The 16,669-nt window shown below is 66.6% G+C and carries 13 protein-coding genes and 1 pseudogene; 7 read left to right on the top strand and 7 right to left on the bottom strand.

The window, feature by feature from the left end; all coding sequences use genetic code 11:
* The 6 genes from AC1DU6_RS06345 to hlyD form a co-directional block, all read right to left on the bottom strand.
* On the bottom strand, positions 1-291 hold a 291-nt coding region (locus AC1DU6_RS06345; protein WP_477856349.1), incomplete at its 3' end, for a hypothetical protein.
* Positions 292-468: 177 nt separating this feature from the next.
* Positions 469-999: a P-loop nucleotide/nucleoside kinase family protein gene (locus AC1DU6_RS06340; protein WP_477856348.1), complete on the bottom strand. Its 531-nt coding sequence runs from the start codon at positions 997-999 to the stop codon at positions 469-471.
* Positions 996-2,123, bottom strand: coding sequence for an ABC transporter permease (locus AC1DU6_RS06335; protein WP_057299438.1), 1,128 nt, complete (start codon positions 2,121-2,123; stop codon positions 996-998). The genes AC1DU6_RS06340 and AC1DU6_RS06335 overlap by 4 nt, the downstream gene beginning before the upstream one ends.
* A complete protein-coding gene (locus tag AC1DU6_RS06330; RefSeq protein WP_457323455.1) occupies positions 2,123-3,235 on the bottom strand; it encodes an ABC transporter permease in 1,113 nt (370 codons plus the stop codon). The genes AC1DU6_RS06335 and AC1DU6_RS06330 overlap by 1 nt, the downstream gene beginning before the upstream one ends.
* Complete coding sequence (locus AC1DU6_RS06325) at positions 3,232-4,971, bottom strand: ATP-binding cassette domain-containing protein (RefSeq protein WP_477856347.1); 1,740 nt, start codon at positions 4,969-4,971, stop codon at positions 3,232-3,234. Before AC1DU6_RS06325 ends, AC1DU6_RS06330 begins: the two co-directional genes overlap by 4 nt.
* Before the next feature lie 11 nt (positions 4,972-4,982).
* Entirely contained in the window at positions 4,983-5,975 is a 993-nt protein-coding gene (gene hlyD, locus AC1DU6_RS06320) for a secretion protein HlyD (RefSeq protein ID WP_477856346.1), read from the bottom strand.
* Positions 5,976-6,312: 337 nt separating this feature from the next.
* Between hlyD and AC1DU6_RS06315 the strand changes: the two genes are divergently transcribed.
* The 6 genes from AC1DU6_RS06315 (at position 6,313) to AC1DU6_RS06290 (ending at position 12,941) form a co-directional block, all read left to right on the top strand.
* Complete coding sequence (locus AC1DU6_RS06315; RefSeq protein WP_457323452.1) at positions 6,313-6,702, top strand: DNA-binding transcriptional response regulator; 390 nt, start codon at positions 6,313-6,315, stop codon at positions 6,700-6,702.
* Positions 6,699-9,656 carry an ATP-binding protein gene (locus tag AC1DU6_RS06310; RefSeq protein ID WP_477856345.1) on the top strand — a complete coding sequence of 986 codons (2,958 nt, stop codon included), beginning with the start codon at positions 6,699-6,701 and terminating at the stop codon, positions 9,654-9,656. Before AC1DU6_RS06315 ends, AC1DU6_RS06310 begins: the two co-directional genes overlap by 4 nt.
* Positions 9,657-9,660: 4 nt before the next feature.
* Entirely contained in the window at positions 9,661-10,392 is a 732-nt protein-coding gene (locus AC1DU6_RS06305) for a response regulator (protein ID WP_057299444.1), read from the top strand.
* Positions 10,393-10,506: 114 nt separating this feature from the next.
* Complete coding sequence (locus AC1DU6_RS06300; RefSeq protein WP_477856344.1) at positions 10,507-11,976, top strand: efflux transporter outer membrane subunit; 1,470 nt, start codon at positions 10,507-10,509, stop codon at positions 11,974-11,976.
* 144 nt (positions 11,977-12,120) lie between these two features.
* Positions 12,121-12,345, top strand: coding sequence for a DUF1127 domain-containing protein (locus AC1DU6_RS06295; RefSeq protein WP_477856343.1), 225 nt, complete (start codon positions 12,121-12,123; stop codon positions 12,343-12,345).
* A complete protein-coding gene (locus AC1DU6_RS06290; RefSeq protein ID WP_477856342.1) occupies positions 12,342-12,941 on the top strand; it encodes a DUF3313 family protein in 600 nt (199 codons plus the stop codon). The genes AC1DU6_RS06295 and AC1DU6_RS06290 overlap by 4 nt, the downstream gene beginning before the upstream one ends.
* A gap of 734 nt (positions 12,942-13,675) precedes the next feature.
* Here the strand turns inward: AC1DU6_RS06290 and AC1DU6_RS06285 are convergent.
* The gene (locus AC1DU6_RS06285) at positions 13,676-13,960 is read right to left on the bottom strand and encodes a hypothetical protein (protein WP_477856350.1); all 285 of its coding nucleotides are present in this window, start codon (positions 13,958-13,960) and stop codon (positions 13,676-13,678) included.
* Here AC1DU6_RS06285 and AC1DU6_RS06280 point away from each other — a divergent pair.
* Positions 13,845-16,669, top strand: a pseudogene (locus AC1DU6_RS06280) (hypothetical protein); the annotation flags it as partial. The gene AC1DU6_RS06285 and the pseudogene AC1DU6_RS06280 overlap by 116 nt on opposite strands.

The raw sequence follows: 16,669 nt of genomic DNA, 5'->3' as shown, positions 1-16,669 counted from the left end.
CTCGCGGGCACTGAGGCGGGTCTGGGCGGCCTGCGCCTCACGACTGATCGCCCAGTCGGCCTCGGTGTAGCGTCCACGGCCCGTGCGGCACTGTCGGGCTCGGCGCACTTCATCCTGCATGAACTGACGCTCCTCGTCACCGAAGGTTGTCGAGTTGCCGCGGGTTTCCATGGCGCGGATCTCGCTGTCGCCGGGACAGACATTGGCAGCTCGACCCACGGGGGCCGAGGCCGGCTCGATGGCAGGCGCCACCGCCGCGCGAGCTGCGCCGGGCCGCAATCCGTCGGCCACATTCGGCTGCAGACTTCGCGCCGACAAAGGTTCGCTGGCCCCTGAACAGGGTCGATCGGCGTAGCGCACCTGTCCGGCCTCATCGCACTTCCAGACCTGTTGACCCCAGGCGCTGCCCTGCGACAGCCACAGGCCCAGGCAAACCGTGGACCACAAGCTCGAACGGCCCCTCACCGCTCAGCTCCCCATGCCGGGATGGGTGGGTGGAAGCTCGCCCGGATCGTGCTCGTCCCGCTCAACACGAACATTGAATCCTTCCGTTGCTTGCGGCGCCTCGAAGTACGAGGAGATGTGGACGAACTCGGTCTCCGTCAAGGCATGCGAACCTTCCGGACGCTCGATGTTGCGCTTGGCGATGCGCTGCAGGCAGACTGGATCTGGCGTCTCGAGGAAGTGCAGCACATGCTCGGCCTGGGTCTGCGCGAGCAGGGCGCTGAACCAGGCCCGACCAGCCCTGGTGTTGGCCTGGAAGTCCAGCACGACGGACTGGCCGGCGTTCAGCAGGTCGACGGTGAGCGGGCCGATCACGGACTTCAGCTTCCCGGACAGCCTGATGTAGTCATCGAACGTCTTCAGCTCATCACCGTAGAGCCGGGAGAGCCAGACGTCCTCGGACAGCAGCACCAATCGGTCTGCCTGGGCCAGCCTTGCGGCGACGGTCGACTTGCCGGCGCCTGCTTTGCCACAGAAAAAATGAAGGGTCGTCATTGCAGTTTGCTCCGCACGAAAAGCATGGCGAGGGTGAGTGTGACGGCGGCGATGCAGGCCATGGGCCAAGCGTTGGCCAGCAGATCGGCCACGGGCATGCTCTTGAGGAAGCTGCCGCGCAGAATGATCAACAGGTGCTTCAGCGGCAGTGCTTCGGCCATCCAGCGCAGTACCTGCGGCATGTTCTCGACCGGCGTCGCGAAGCCGGACATCAGCACCGCCGGCACGCCCACCGCAAATGTGCCCAGGATGGCCTGCTGTTGAGTCGAGCAGACCGACGAGATCATCAGCCCGGTGCCGACCATGGACAGGATGAACAGCAGCAGACAGGCGAACATCAAAAGGATCGATCCGGTGAACGGGATGCGAAAACCCCAGACCGCCGCCGCCACCATCGCGAGGGACAGACCGGTGCCCACCAGGAAGGCGGGCACCATCTTGGCAATGACGATCTCCGCGGGCGTGCAAGGCGACACCAGCAACTGGTCGAAGGTACCGAGCTCGCGTTCCCGCGCAATCGACAGCGCGGTGATCAGCAGCGTGATGAAGGTGACCAGGATGCCGACCAGGCTGGGCACGATGAACCAGCGGTAGACCAGGTTGGGATTGAACCCATGCCGCAATGCGACCGGCTCTACCGGCGCCAGCCCGGCCAGGGTTGCGCCGCTGCGTGTTGCGATGGCCTGCAGATAGCCCAGCGCCACCTGCGTCGCATTGGCCCGGCGACCGTCCAGCAGCACCTGGGCCGTGGCGATGTGCCCGGCGGCCTGTTCGCGCGAGAAGCCTTCAGGAATGACGAGCGCGGCGACAACCTGCTGGCGGTCCAGCAGCGCCGCGATCTGTGCTTCGCTCTGTGCGGCGTGGATGCTGCGCACCAGCTGCGAGGCGGCCAGCTGCTGCACCAGCTCCTGCCCGGCGCGCCCGCCGTCACGGTTATAGACGGCGATGTCGATCTGCTTGACCTCCAGTGTCGCTGCGAAGGCGAAGACCAAGAGCTGCATCAGCGGCGGGACGATCAGCACCATGCGGCTTTTCGGGTCTCGCAGCACGCACAGCAGCTCCTTGATGATCTGGGCGCGCATCCGGGCCAGAACGGCGCCGACATGACCTTGATGGGTAGACATCACGACACCTCCAGGCTCTTGCGCGTCTTGGCGCGAGCGACGGCGAAGAAGAACAATCCAATCGCGGCCATGGCCGCCAGTTGGCGCAGCAGCAAAGGCCAGACATCACCGGCCAGGAAGAGGGTCTGCAGGGCCGCGTTGAAGTAGCGGGCCGGCACCAGTCGTGTGAGCCATTGGATGGGCTCGGGCATGGAGGAGATCTCGAACAAAAAACCTGACAGCAGCAGCGCCGGCAGGAAGCCGGTGAGCAGGGCCACCTGCGCCGCGACGAACTGGTTCTTGGTCACGGCCGAGATCAGCAAGCCCTGGCCCAGGGCAGGAACCAGGAAGACAGCAGAGGTCAGCATCAGGGCGGCCCACGAGCCGCGCAGTGGCACACCGAACAGGGTCACGCTCAGCCCGGCGCCGATCAGCGTCGCCAGCAGGCCCAGGCCGAAGTAGGGCAGCAGCTTGCCGACCAGGATCTCGACGACACTGGCCGGCGTCGACAGCAGGCCCTCCATCGTGCCGCGCTCCCACTCGCGCGCCACGACCAGCGCGGTCAGCAGCGTTCCGATCATCGTCATCACGATGGCGAGGGCGCCGGGCACCAGGGCGCGGCGGCTCTCCAGCTCGGCGTTGAACCAGAAGCGTGGCACCAAGCGGATGTCGCCGGGCGCCGCTAGCCCTCGTTCGACCAGCCAGTTGCTGACCACGCCCTGCGCGTAGTTGCCGACAAAGGCCGCCGTGTTGGGCTGCGACCCGTCGGTCATGACCTCGACCAGCGGCTCACGGCCCGCCTGCAACAGTCGGCGATCCAGGTTGGCCGGAATCACGACGTAGCCGCGGATGCGCCCACTGACCAGCGCGGCCTGCAGTTCCCGGCTGTCGCGCGCCGGCACGACACTGAAGAACCGGCTGCCCGAAAATGCCGTGGCCAGCTCCTGCGCGGCCCGTGAGTCGCTCTCCAGCGCGATGCCCACGGGGATCCGGCGAATGTCCAGCGACACCGCATACGCGAACAGGAAGAGCAGCACCACGGGCAGGACGAAGGCGACGAGCAGCGTGGAAGGGTCACGCAGGACCTGCAGGCCTTCCTTGACGACCAGGGCGTAGAGGCGGGTGGGGTTCATGCGCTGGCCTTTCGGTCTTGTCCATCGAAGCGGTTGATCAGGTCGATGAAGGCCTCTTCCATGGTCGGCTGGTGCGCGTCATCCTTCGCAACGCGGCGCTTGAGCGCATCGGGCGTGTCCAGCGCGATCAGCTGCGAGCGGTACATCAGCGCGACGCGGTCGCAGTACTCGGCCTCGTCCATGAAGTGGGTGGTGACCATGACGGTGACGCCCTTGCGCACCAGGCCGTTGATGTGCGTCCAGAACTCGCGCCGCGTGATCGGGTCGACGCCAGAGGTCGGCTCGTCGAGGAACAGCACGGGCGGGCGGTGCATCAGCGCACAGGCCAGCGCCAGGCGCTGCTTGTGGCCGAGCGACAGCGAATCGGGCGCGGCGTCAAGAAAGCGCTGCAGCTCGAACGCCTCGACCATCTCGTCGATGCGCTCGCGCCTGAGCGATCCCGTCAGCCCGTAGACGCCCGCCGAGAACTCCAGGTTCTGGCGCACGGACAGCAGGCCGTAGAGCGAGAACTTCTGTGCCATGTAGCCGAGGCGGTTCTTGGCGGCGCTGGCCGCCTGCGCCAGGTCGAGACCGACAACGCGGGCGCTGCCGCTGCTGGGCTTGAGCAGGCCACACAGCATCTTGAACGTCGTGGACTTGCCGGCCCCGTTGGGACCCAGCAGCCCGAAGATCTCGCCCTGCCGGACTTCGAAGCTGACTCGATCCGTCGCGGTGAACTCGCCAAAGCGCCGGGTCAGGTCCTGGCAGGCGACGACGACTGGGCTGTCGAGCTGCACAGCCTCCATGCGTTCGGCAATGGCCGAGCGCCCGCCCGGGCCTCCGCCGAGCAGATCGACGAAGGCATCCTCGAAGCGCGGCGCGACCTGGCGCAGATGGGCGCCCTGCATCACTTCGGCATCTTGCAAGCCCTTCTGTGCCGCACCTTCCCGCAGCACCAGGCGCAGGGCCTGGCCGTGGATCACGCCGTCGCTGACTTCGGGCCGGGCCAGCAGATCGGCCAGCAGCTGGCGCCGGTCGCGACCCGCGGGCGGGTCAACCAGCACGCTGCGGTTGGCCAGTGTTGCGGTCAGCGCAGCGGGCGGCCCGTCGAATGCCAGACGGCCGCCGTCGAGCAGCAGCACCTGCTCGCACTGCTCGGCTTCGTCCAGGTAGGCGGTGGACCAGACGACGGCCATGCCTTCGCCGGTGAGCGCATCCACCATGCGCCAAAGGTCCTGCCGGCTCACCGGGTCCACGCCAACGCCCGGCTCGTCCAGCAGCAGCACCTGGGGCCGCGCCATCAGCGCACAGGCCAAGCCCAGCTTCTGCTTCATGCCACCGGACAACTTGCCGGCCAGACGCGCAGTGAACGGCCCGAGCCGCGTGAACGCCAGCAGCTGCTCGAACACCTGCGGCATCTGTGCGGGCGGGAGCGAACGCAGCCGGGCGTACAGGCGCAGGTTCTCCATCACGGACAAATCTTCGTAGAGCCCGAAGCGCTGCGGCATGTAGCCGGTGAGCAGCGGGATCTCGGCAGTGTCGCGCCGCGTGTCGCGGCCCATCACGGTGATGCGGCCTTCGTCGGGCTGCAGCAGCCCGGCCATCAAACGCATCAGCGTGGTCTTGCCTGCGCCGTCCGGCCCGACCAGCCCGGTCAGGCGGCCGGGGCGAATGGCCGCGCTCAGCCCCTGCAGCGCGGCCGTATCGCCGAAGCGCTTGACCACACCGTCAATCACCACACTCGGGGCGTCGTGCATGGCCATGCCTCTCAAAGCGCGGAGGGAGTGCCGAGTTCGACGGTGACCGGCATGCCCTGGCGCAGGACCTGGGCGGCACCCGGAACGGCAATGCGCAGCCGGTAGACCAGCTCAGTGCGCAACTCGGCGGTCTCGACCGACTTCGGCGTGAACTCGGCCTTGGGCGAGATGAAGCCCACCGTGCCCTGGAAGCGCTTCTGGCTGCCGTCAACGCTGACGACCACGGCGCTGCCGGGTTGGAACTGGGTCAACTGCGTCTGGCTGACATACGCGCGCACATAGACCGGGTCCTGCAGCGACAGCGTGTAGACGGTGGCGCCGGCGGTCACCATGCTGCCGGCCTCGCGCACCCGCGCCGAGATCACGCCGTCAGACGGCGCGAGCAGCCGAGCGTCGGCGAAGGCCGTCTCGGCCTGCGCAAGTTGGGCCTCCGCGGACGCCAGCTTTGCCTCTGCCGCCTGGATGTCCTCGCGGCGCGAGCCTTCGCGCCGAAGGGACAAGACCTGCCGGGCCGCCACCAGTGCCGCGAGGCTCTGGTCACGGGCGCTCTGGGCGGCTTCGACGGCGCGTTCGGTCGTGGCGCCCTGCGCCTGCAGCACCGATTGCCGCTGCCGTTCGCGGTCGGCCTGGGACGCCAGGGCTTCTGCCTGGTAGACGGCCTGCTGCGCCTGCGCGACTTCCTGCCAGCGGCTGCCTTGGCGCAGCTTGGCGAGCTCGGCCAGCGCCTGGGCCCGGTGGGCCTGCGCGGCCTTCAGGCCATCGCGATAGGGCTGGGCGTCGAGTTCGGCGACCTGCTCGCCTTGCCGCACGCTGCGGCCCTCGTCGACGGCCAGTCGCGCAATCCGGCCGCCCTGGCGGAAGGCCAGCTCCACCTCCCGGATGTCCACGTTGCCGTACAGCCGCGTCGGTGCAGTCTCGGCGGGGCGGTGATGCCGCCAGGCGTAGCCTGCGGCGGCGGTCAGGACCAGGACAACAGCGACTGGGCGAGCGATTTTCCGGTTCATGAGGAGTCCCTAAAGGTCTGCGATGGCAAGGGGGGATGACTGAAAGCGTGGAGCAATTGCAGTCGCCGCCTGCAACCGGCCGGTTTCAGGCCGGCGTTCCCAGGTTTCCGATGAAACGCAAGGCGCGGCGCCGGGCGCCTGCAGGGAAAGGGCGCGTCCGTTGCAGTTGAAATGTGGGCGCGCGCGAGGCGGGGCGGGCGGCGCGGATACTGGTTGCCCGACGTGCCTGGCCCCCCGGCACGGCCCGGTTGCAACTGAAATTGAAGGCGGCAGGTTGGCAACGGCTTTGCCAAACTGCGCTGYCAGACTGACATTCCCTCTCCATCTCCGCGGTACCGTGTCATTCACCCAAACCCAAGCTCGCTCTCCCACCCGGCCTTTCGGCGAGGGCAAGGTCCGCTTCGTCGACGTCGGGCGCGACACGGCCGAACTGCTCACCCTTTGGCTCTCGCAGGTGGGGCTGGAGGTTCTGGCGTCCGCCAGCGAAGCACCGCCGGACCTGCTGTTCGCCGAGTGCGCCTTCCCGCGTCGCGATGAGCGTCAGTGGTTGGACCGCATCTCCGTGCGCTGGCCGGGTGCGCCCGTGATCCTGCTGTCGCCGACGCTGTTCCCCACCGTGCCGGCGCGAGGTGCCGTCGCCAATGAGCTGGGCGTCGCAGCCGTCCTAGCCACGCCGCTGACCGAGGAGGTGCTGATGCGAACGGTCATGGAGGTCCTTGGCACATGAGCAAGATCGCACGTCGGCTGTTCCAGCCTTCCGTGCGTCGGCTGGCCTGGAGCGGCGGCCTCGTGATCGCCGCGCTGGCCTTGCAAGCTGGCTATGAGATCTGGCAGGGCTATCACGCGGCTCTGCGCAGCACTGAACAGGAGCTCTCGGCCCAGGCGCGAGTCATTGCCGAGCAGACCGCGCGCAGCGTGCAGGCCATCGAGGTGGTGCTGCGCGATCTCGCCGAGCGTGTCCGTGAACAGCCGGCCCTGATGCAGGACGAAGACGTGTTGCCAGCGCTGCTGCGCAAGCGCATGGACGGTCTGGTGCAGTCGGAAGGGCTCGTCCTGGTGGATTCGACAGGCGGCGTCAAGTTGGCCTCGCACATGCCGCCCAGCGTGACGCGCAGCATGAACGTGTCCGCGCAGACACCTTTCTCGCTGCTGCGCGTGCGCCCCGGCAGCGAGTTGCTGATCGATCAGGTGCGACCCTTACCCGGCACCGGCCGGTGGGTGTTCCCGATCGGCCTGCGGCTGGAAGACGCCGCAGGAAACTTTCTTGGCGTCGTCGGCGCGCCCGCGCGGGTCGACTACTTCCAGAACTTCTACCGTGACGGCTACGGCGCCCAGGGAACCCGCGTGGCGTTGATCCACCGCAACGGTTGGCTGCTGGCCCGCCAACCCGCCGTGCCGGAGAGCCTGGGCAAGCGGATCGACGTGGTGGACCGGCTGCTGCCACCGGGCTCAAAGGTCGATGCCGCATTCACTCGATTGCCCAGCCCAGTCGACGGGGCAGACCACTTCGCCGCCGTTCGTGCCGTGCCGGGCTACCCGTTGATCGTGGCCGTCTCCAAGGACTACGACGTGGCGATGACGCCCTGGATCGAAGGTGCGAAGGCGACCGCCCTGCGAACGCTGGTGCTGTGCCTGTTCGCCGCAGGCCTCCTGTGGGCGGGGCTTCGGCAACTGGCGCGGGCCCAGCGGGCCCAGCGCGAGTTGCAGGTCTCGCAGCAGCGCTATTCGCTGGCCGCCGCGGGGTCCGACATGGGCCTGTGGGACTGGGACATCCCCAACGGCACGGCCTTTGTCTCGACCCGCGCCCGCGAGCTGCTGGGGCTGCCCCTTCAGCCTGAGCTTCAGTCCATCGGCGAGCTGCGCCGCGCGTTGGCGGTCCACGCCGCAGATCAGCCTCGATTCAGGCAAAGGCTGGCGGACCATCTGCATGGCACCAGCCCCTATTTCGAGCTCGAGTACCGCGTGTGCGGCGAAGGCGAAGGCTATCACTGGGTGCATGTGCGGGCGCTGTGCACGCGCAGCGCGGACGGCCGCCCGGCGCGCCTGGCGGGGTCGGTGATCGACGTGGACCAGCGCAAGCGCGCCCAGGAGGCATTGCAACGCAGCGAGGAGCACTACGCGTTGGCGATGGCCGGCTCCCGGGGCGGCCACTGGGTGTGGAACACCGCCTCGGACGAGATGTTCGTGTCGGACAAGTTCAGCGAGCTATTCGGCCTGCCCGCCGACCATCCCGTCAGCACGCGGGAGGCGTTCTTCAGGGCGGCCCGCCTTGCGCCCGAGGATCTCGAGCAAGTGCGCATGCGAAGTGCCGAGCTCATCAGTGGCAGCGTCGAGCGAGCGGACTACGAACTGCGCGTGGTGACGCCGCAGGGCGAGCGGTGGATCCAGATGCGCGCGCAGCGCTTCGAGGATGTCGGTGGCGAAGGTCTTCGCATTGCTGGCGTCACCGTCGACATCACGGAGCGCAAGCGGGCCGAGCTGGCGCGACAGCACCTGGAGGAGCAGCTGCGTCAGGCGCAGAAGATGGAGGCCATCGGCACCTTGGCGGGCGGCATTGCGCACGACTTCAACAACATCCTGGCCGGCATCCTGGGTTACGGGGAGATGGCGCAGAAGGAGGCCCAGCCAGGGGGCGCGCTGCGCCGCCACATCGACGCATCGCTGGCAGCCGCGCTGCGCGCCAAGTCACTGGTCGAGCGCATCCTGGCCTTCAGTCGCAGCGGCATGGGCCAGCGGGTGCCGGTACATGTCGAATCGGTCGTGCAGGAAGCGCTGGATGCGCTGCAGGCGACGCTGCCGGCCGGCGTGCAAGTGCACAGCCGGCTCGCCGCGGGCGACGCCGGCGTTTTGGGAGACCCGACACAGATCCACCAGGTGGTCATGAATCTGTGCCTCAACGCGGCCCAGGCGATGAAGTCGGCCGGGACGATCAATGTCGAGCTGGAACTGGTGACGATCGAGGAGGCCTGCGCCGTCAGCACGACGCGCCTGGAGCCCGGCAGGTATCTCAAGCTCTCGGTCGAGGACCGCGGTGCCGGCATGTCGCCCGAGCTGCTGTCGCGCATTTTCGACCCCTTCTTCACCACGAAAGAGGTGGGTGTGGGCACCGGCCTGGGCCTGTCCATGGTGCACGGGATCGTCAGCGATCTGGATGGCGGCATCGATGTGCGCAGTACCTTGGGCGAGGGCAGCTGCTTCACGGTCTACCTCCCGGTGCGGGGCGAGCGCGTGGTGCGCCCAACGCCGCGCGCGGTGGTTGTGGAGCTTGGGAAAGGCGAGTGCGTGATGGTGGTGGACGACGAGGAATCGCTCGTCGGCCTCGCGGAGGAGGCGCTCGCCGAGCTGGGCTACGAGCCGGTCGGCTTCATGTCGCCCGAGTCGGCACTGGAGGCGCTGCGACACAATCCTGGGCGCTTTGATCTGCTGCTCAGCGACGAGGCCATGCCCGGCATGACGGGCACCCAGTTGGTGGAACGGGTGCGGGAGCTTGCACCCGATCTGAAGGTCGTCATGATGAGCGGATTTGTGACGCCCGCGCTGCAGGTGAGGGCGCGAGAGCTGGGTATCGTTCAGGTGCTCAACAAGCCTCTGATGGCGGCCGAACTCGGCGCAGCGCTCGCCCAGGCCCTGCGAGCCCAGGGGCCCCATCTTGCCAATATCCCCAGGCGGGACGAGGAGTGATCGGATGTCTGATCCCAAGCCCCTGATTGCAGCTGTCGACGACGATCCCACGCTGCGCGATCTGCTGAGCGAATACCTTGGCGACAACGAGCTGAGAGTGCGCGCATTCGCCACCGGCGCCGAGCTGTTCAGCCTGATCGAAAGGGAGACGGTGGACCTGGTGGTTCTCGACGTGCGACTACCAGGCGAAGACGGCATGCAGATCGCGCGGCGCTTGCGCGAGTACTCGAGCACCATTCCCATCCTGATGTTGACGGGGCGCGCCGAGGAGGCTGATCGCGTGATGGGACTGGAACTTGGGGCCGACGACTACCTCACCAAGCCGTTCTCGACGCGTGAACTTCTGGCGCGCGTCCGTGCCCTGCTTCGCCGAGCGCAGGCCAGCGCCAGCGTGGCCGACCTGATGAACCGGGCGCGTGGATACCGATTCGGCGGGTGGGAGCTGAACGTCGGACTTCGGCGCCTGAAGGACCCGCAGGGTGGTTCGGTGGAACTGACCAACGGTGAATTCAGCCTGCTGGTAGCATTTCTCAGTGCACCTCGTCGCACGCTGAACCGGGATCAACTGCTGGATCTCTCACGCCTGCACAACGCCGAGGTCTATGGTCGATCCATCGACGTGCAGATCCTGCGCCTGCGTCGCAAGATCGAGCCGGACCCGAGCCATCCGACTTTCATCCTGACGCAGCGCGGGGAAGGCTATTTGTTCGATGCAGAGGTCGGTGTGATCCGCTGATGCGCTGCGTTTCAATCGCAACCCGAGGSCGGGAGCTCGAAACCTAGGCGCAATCCGCGACAGGCGAAATGTCACCTGAGCGCCCAGTCGATGGCGCGGTAAGAGGTGACGCGATTGAACAAGCTGAATCAACCGGTGGTCCGCATAGGTGCTAGAGCGCTGGCCGTTTGTGCGGCGCTCTCTGCCGCGGTGCTGGGTGGTGGCTGCGCGAGCGGCCCGCTCGCGCCAGACCGCGCGGCTGTGCACGCCGCGGCACCATCGTCCGCACTCTGGCCCATCGAGGCCTGGTGGAGCGAACTTGGCGACGCGCGACTGAGCCAGCGAATCGAGCGGGCGCTGCAGCGCAATGCCGACCTGGGCGTGGCAGCCGCGCGCATTCGTGAGGCACACGCGATCCTGCGAGAGGCCGGGGGCGCCCGCCTGCCCTCCGTGCTGCTGGCGGGCGGTGCCTCGCGTGCGCGCACCTCGACCGACACGGCGCCTGTGCAGGGCATCGGTGCGATGACGCAGTACAGCGTCGGTCTGGAAATGCGCTACGAGGTCGACCTGTGGGGCAGGGTCGACGCCGCCAACGAATCGGCCCGTGCGCGGCTCGGCGCGGAGCTGTGGGCGCGCAAGGCGCTCGCGTGGAGCGTGAGCACCCAGGTGGCGGAGTTGCATCTTGGACTGGCCGCGCTGGAGCGTCAGCGGCAGATCGCCGCGTCGGTGGTCGAAGGTCGCCAGCGCGCGCTGGAACTGCGCGGCGTCGAGCTGAATGCCGGTGCGGGTGCCGAGTTCGAGGTCAGACGCGTCGAGGTCGAACTCGCCGCCGCCGAAGCCACGCTCGCCCAGCTTCACCGCCAGCATCTGCAGCTGGGAACGGCGCTCACCCTGCTGGTCGGCGACGGCGAACTCTCGGCCTGCACGCCTGCACTGGACGGCTCGTCCGCCCTGGCGCCGCGTCTGCCCGCTGGGGAGCTCGGTGAGTTTCTGGCGCGGCGGCCGGATGTGATCCAGGAGGCTCATCTGCTGGCTGCCAGCACCGCCAACGTCAAGGAAAGCCAGGCTGCGCGCCTGCCGTCGCTGCAATTGAGCGGTCGCCTGGGTTCGGATGTGCGTGAACTGGGCCAGCTGTTCAGCGCGACGGGGATGGCATGGGCGCTCGCCGGCAGCCTCACGCAAAGCCTCTTCGATGGTGGACGTACGGCGGCTCGCGTAGAGCAGGCGGAGGCCCGCACACAGGCGCAGCGCGCCCGTCATGGACAAGCCGTATTGAAGGCCGCAGTCGAAGCTCGCGAAGCGATGCAGTCGCTCGAGATTCGCCAGCAGAGCCTGGATGCCAGCCGGCGTCGCGTCAATGCGCTGAACCGGTCTCTTGAACTGGCGCACGTGTCTCGCGCAGCAGGCGGACTCAGCCGGCTCGACGAACTGGATGCCGAGCGTCAGCTCTTTCAGGCCCAGCTCGACGAGGTGGAGGCACTGCGCCAGCAGCGCCTTGGCGAGTTGGCCGTCTACAAGGCACTGGCGGCCGGCCCTGGGGCCGGTGCCCCCGCGCCGGGGGCGGCCGACTTGGCGTCGCTGCCGGATCGAGTGTCGTTGCGCTGAGCCGGCTTTTAGGACCGGTCTATCGGCCCTAGCGACACCTCGCATAGCCAATCTGGCGCGAAGCGCTCAACACATTTGCCGGAGGACCTCATGGTCTCAAATCGAAATTGCTCGCCGATGCGAGCCGCCCAGCAGACGGCTCCATTGAAGATTGCCGAGATATGGTCGCCAATCATCGACGCCTTTTTCAGATGGGCGACGGCCCGCGCCAACGCGCAGCGCAACAGAAAAGACGTGCAGATCCTGTCGCAGCTTGACTGCCAGCAACTGAGAGATATCGGACTGACCCGCGGCCAGATCGAGTCGTTTGTCGCCGAAAGGTCATTGGAACGCACGTCGCCGGGGTCGGATTCTTGGAGCAGGTCATGAATGCCCTTCAGCGCTTCCTTTCGGTCGCCTGCCTGGCCTGCATCAGCGCCTGCAGCACGGTAATGGTCACCGCTCATGGAAACTTCCTGAGCGACTATTCGGGGCTGACGCCTGACCCCGACGGCGGCTCAACCCGTAGTCGGTCGGCCATCGCCATTGATCCAAGCCAGGTGTCCATCGGTGCGGTCGAGTGGCACATGGCCTCAAGCGGGGACGTCAGCGATGAAGAGCGTGGCCTGCTGCTGCGCCATCTGAACGAGGAACTCGCCACCCAGCTGCGCGAGCTGCCAAGCTCGCCCCTGGGGCGTCCTGCGATCCTGCGCGCCGCCATCACGCGAGTCGAGACGGTGTCGCCGGCGCTCAACGCCGTATCTGCACTGGTATTCATCGTTCCGCTGGATCGCGGCGGCGCCTCGGTGGAGATGGAGGCGATCGACGCGACTACGGGCGAGCAATTGGCGGCGCTGACTCTGGGGCACTTTGCTCCGTTGTCAGAGTTCAAGTCGCGCTTCAGCAAACTCGCTCCTGCTCAGCTCGCACTGAGCAAAGCGACGAGCGAGTTCGGCGCGCTGCTGCGGACACCGACCCGTCAGTGAAAGAGGAATGCCGAGCGTCGACACATGCACCTGGYCACGCCCTTCACATTTGTGCGTTTGTGCCCGCGTTCTGCCTGCTACTGGCCATGGCTTAGCGATGGTCGGATTGGTCGACGCATGAAGTACTCATGGCGGTCTTCTCCTTCTACGACAAAGCCGAGGCGTTCGTAAAGGGATCCGTACTCGGCAACTGCATGCATTAGCCGCGCTGATTTGTCGGTTCATACAGGCAACTGCTGGCTCCGTTGCCAGTATTTGTCATGCCATCCTGAACTCGTCACTTCAGAGGTGACGTTTTTTGTCAGCGCGGCCTAGGCGTCGGCCGATGACCATGAACTATTCGAATCCATGCATCACGTTGGCGAATTCGGATGGCCCGACGCTCGATGGCTATTGATTTGCTCAAAAAATCGGCAAGTCGGCTCATGCCGTCCGGCATGCCAATTGCGCTGTACCAGGCTCCTTTCCACTGGAGTTTGAGACATGCGATATCGAAAACAAGACCGACTCGGCCAGCTGGGCTCAGCACTGCTCAAGGGCATGGCAGCCGCGTTCGGTCTGAGTTCGTTGGCGATGGCACAGAGCATCGTGGTGTACAGCAGCGGCAATGTGTCGGTAGGTCAGACCCGCCAGTTCAGTGCGTATGTACCAATCACGCCCGCGACGATCAACTGGAGCGTGAACGGTGTGCCGGGTGGCAACGCGCAGGTCGGGACGATCTCAGCGGGGGGGCTCTACACGGCACCAAAGGCAGTGCCGACGCTGAACGCGATCGAGGTGAAAGCCACCAGCACCGCCAAGCCCGACGTTTCCGGAAAGGCAGTGGCGACGGTCACGCAGACGCAGCCACGGCTTTGGTCGGTGACACCGACGAAAGCACCGGTCGGCGTGGTCACCCTGACGTTGAACGGCGATGCCTTCAGCGAGAACGCCGCCGTCTGGGTGGGCAGCCAACGCGCTACTGTGGTTCGAATATCCGCCACGAAGCTCCTGGCCACCGTGACGCTGACCGCTTCCATGTCGGGCAGCGAGCAGGCCGTACAGGTCGAGGCGACCGGAGCTGGCGCGGCCAAGAGCGAGGCCTTGAGCATCCGTGTGGCAGCGGCGGGCAGCCCTGCGCCCGCGCCCACTCCAACGCCGAGTCCGTCGCCTGCGCCGGCACCGACGCCTGCTCCCTCTCCTACCCCCGCACCTAGCCCAGCGCCGGCGCCGACCCCAGTGCCATCGCCAGCGCCGACGCCCAGTCAGGCTATCGCCTACGTTCAGATTGCGACTCAGCCAGTTCCTGTCACGACGACGGCAGGGACCACGGCGACCTTCTCGGTCAAAGCGCTGGGTCCGACTCTGGCGTATCAATGGCGGCGCAATGGCACGCCGATTCCCGGCGCAGCCAGCGCGCAGTTGCAAGTGAGCACGACCAGCAGCGATGACCGTGCCCAGTTCGATGTCCTCGTGTCCGATGGCATCACGCGTGTACTGAGCAACACCGCCGAGCTGCGGGTCAACGCAGCATCGAACAGCACCCCCGTCAGCGGCCATCCGCGCCTGTGGCTACGCCAGGACGATCTGGCCCGGCTGCGCAGCTGGGCGACGGCGTCCAACCCCATGTTCGGCACGGCGAACTCCGGCGGCCTGATGCAACTGGCCACTACTGCCGCGAACCGGGTGGAGAACGGCACGGTGCCCGGGCAGGACAACGGTGGGTCGACCTACACACCTTATGCCACGGAGTCCTATGCGGCACTGCTGGCGTTCATGAGTCTGGTGGATACCGACCCCACCCGCAATGCGCGCTGGGTGCAGACTGCCCGGCGCGCGCTCTTCTCCGTCATCGACGAAGCCGACAAGGGTGTCGGCAGCGGCAAGTTCCGCAGCGACAGCTTCGCATCCTCGGACCGCGGCCGTTGGAGCGGTGAGGCGTTCCCACTGGCAGTGGATTGGCTTTACCCGACGCTGAGCGCTGCCGAGAAGCAGAAGGTCCGTCGCGTCTTCCTGCGCTGGTGTGCTGAGGATCGCGATGGCTACCCGTCTGCCACCTACTTCCACACCAACCCTGGCAGCCTGCCCGCGGGCGCCGCACGCCGCAACAACCCGGCCCTGCTGGACCTGGGCGACCCGCGCCGCCAGGCGTTGCGCTATTCGATGAACAACTACTTCATGGCCCACGGCCGGAACATGTTCATGATGGCCAATGTCATCGATGCGGCGGACGACCGCGCCGACCCGGCCGTTGCGGGCGATAGCAACGGTGCTCTGCGCGACTACATGCATGAAGCCATGGGCACCTACCTCTACATGAGCGACGCGGCCTACCGTGGCGATGGCTCAGGCGGCATCAGCCCAGAGGGCATGGAGTACGGCGAGTCCATCGGCTTCTACTACGGACTGATGCTGGCCATCCATACCTCGGGCATGGACAACACCCAGCTCTACGGCGAGAAGGTGCAATTGCGCAACCACCCGCTGTYCAGCCGCGTGCTGCCCAGCTTCTTTCACAGCCTGACGACGCAAAAGGTCAAGACGCCTTACGGTGACGCCTATCAACCCTCATGGTTTGGCGACGCCGAGCAGCTCTATCTTCAGGACCCGATGCGTGTGATGGGCCCGCTGGCCCTGGCGGCACGCTATCTCGGCAACAGCGCCGAGCTCAACGGTGCGAAGTGGCTGCAGTACACCGCGCCACCCAGCCATCCGACGCGCCTGGTTGCCAGCGCCAACAACGACGACAACATCGTTCGATCGATCTTCTACTTCCTCACCTTTGATCCTGCCCAGGCCGTGCCATCCGACCCGCGTTCCAACCTCCCTCTGGCTCAAATGAACAGTGGGGTTGGGCGCTTCCAAGGTCGCACCAGCTGGAACGATGCGGCCGAAGTTCGCATGCTCGACTTCAAGCTTGGCTACAACACCATCGACCACCAGCATGGCGATGGCAATGGCTTTGACTTCTGGCGAAAGGGTGAGTGGATCACGAAGGAGTTGTCGGCCTACGGATCGGGCGCTGCGCTGTCGGAGTTCAAGAACACGCTGGTGATCCAGAACAATCCTGCGGCTGCAGTGGGCAGTTACCACGCGCCCTTTATGGCCCGTGGCAGCCAGTTCATCCTCGGCATGCACGATGGCGACCCGCGCATCCTCAGCGCGGGCTCGGGGGATGGCTTCATGGCCGTCAACGGGGATTCGACCAATCTCTACAACGCTCGCAGTGGCAATGCCAAGGAGGTGACGCACGCCAGCCGCAGCATGCTCTGGATTCAGCCGGATGCCCTTGTCGTGTTCGACCGGGCCCGCACCAGCACCGACAACCGCTTCAAGCGTTTCATGATGATGCTGCCCAGCGGCAATGCGGCGCCGCAGGTGATGGGCGACCGGGTCTACGCCAGCACGCCGGGTGGGCAGCGACTGGAGGTTCGCACGCTGCTGCCGCAGAGCCAGACGACGCGCGTCTCCGTCGAGGGCCCGGTACTGCCCCTATCTGACCAGATGTGGAAGGCCAGCCTCGACCCGATGTCGGCCGACAAGACCAGTTGGACGGGCGGCTACCGCCTGCGGGTGGAGGACACCGTTAACCCGCGCAACCAACTCTTCCTGCATGTTCTGCAGGCCTTTGACGCCAACGCCACAGCCGCACCGACGGTGCGCTTGCAAAGCCAGGCGGGCACCGACCTGACAGGGGTGGTGGTCGGCACGACGGCCGTGCTCTTCACGAACGACCTTGGCGTGCCACC

Source organism: Roseateles sp. P5_B10, assembly GCF_056400485.1.
Note: the sequence above shows the minus strand (reverse complement) of the source record. Positions and strands in the feature narration are given on the sequence as shown.

Coding starts and splice junctions, on each gene's coding strand:
- AC1DU6_RS06340 (WP_477856348.1), bottom strand. CDS start 999: ATGACGACCCTTCATTTTTTCTGTGGCAAAGCAGGCGCCGGCAAGTCG.
- AC1DU6_RS06330 (WP_457323455.1), bottom strand. CDS start 3,235: ATGAACCCCACCCGCCTCTACGCCCTGGTCGTCAAGGAAGGCCTGCAG.
- hlyD (WP_477856346.1), bottom strand. CDS start 5,975: ATGAACCGGAAAATCGCTCGCCCAGTCGCTGTTGTCCTGGTCCTGACC.
- AC1DU6_RS06325 (WP_477856347.1), bottom strand. CDS start 4,971: ATGCACGACGCCCCGAGTGTGGTGATTGACGGTGTGGTCAAGCGCTTC.
- AC1DU6_RS06310 (WP_477856345.1), top strand. CDS start 6,699: ATGAGCAAGATCGCACGTCGGCTGTTCCAGCCTTCCGTGCGTCGGCTG.
- AC1DU6_RS06335 (WP_057299438.1), bottom strand. CDS start 2,123: ATGTCTACCCATCAAGGTCATGTCGGCGCCGTTCTGGCCCGGATGCGC.
- AC1DU6_RS06285 (WP_477856350.1), bottom strand. CDS start 13,960: ATGGAAGCGGTCAGCGTCACGGTGGCCAGGAGCTTCGTGGCGGATATT.
- AC1DU6_RS06290 (WP_477856342.1), top strand. CDS start 12,342: ATGAATGCCCTTCAGCGCTTCCTTTCGGTCGCCTGCCTGGCCTGCATC.
- AC1DU6_RS06305 (WP_057299444.1), top strand. CDS start 9,661: ATGTCTGATCCCAAGCCCCTGATTGCAGCTGTCGACGACGATCCCACG.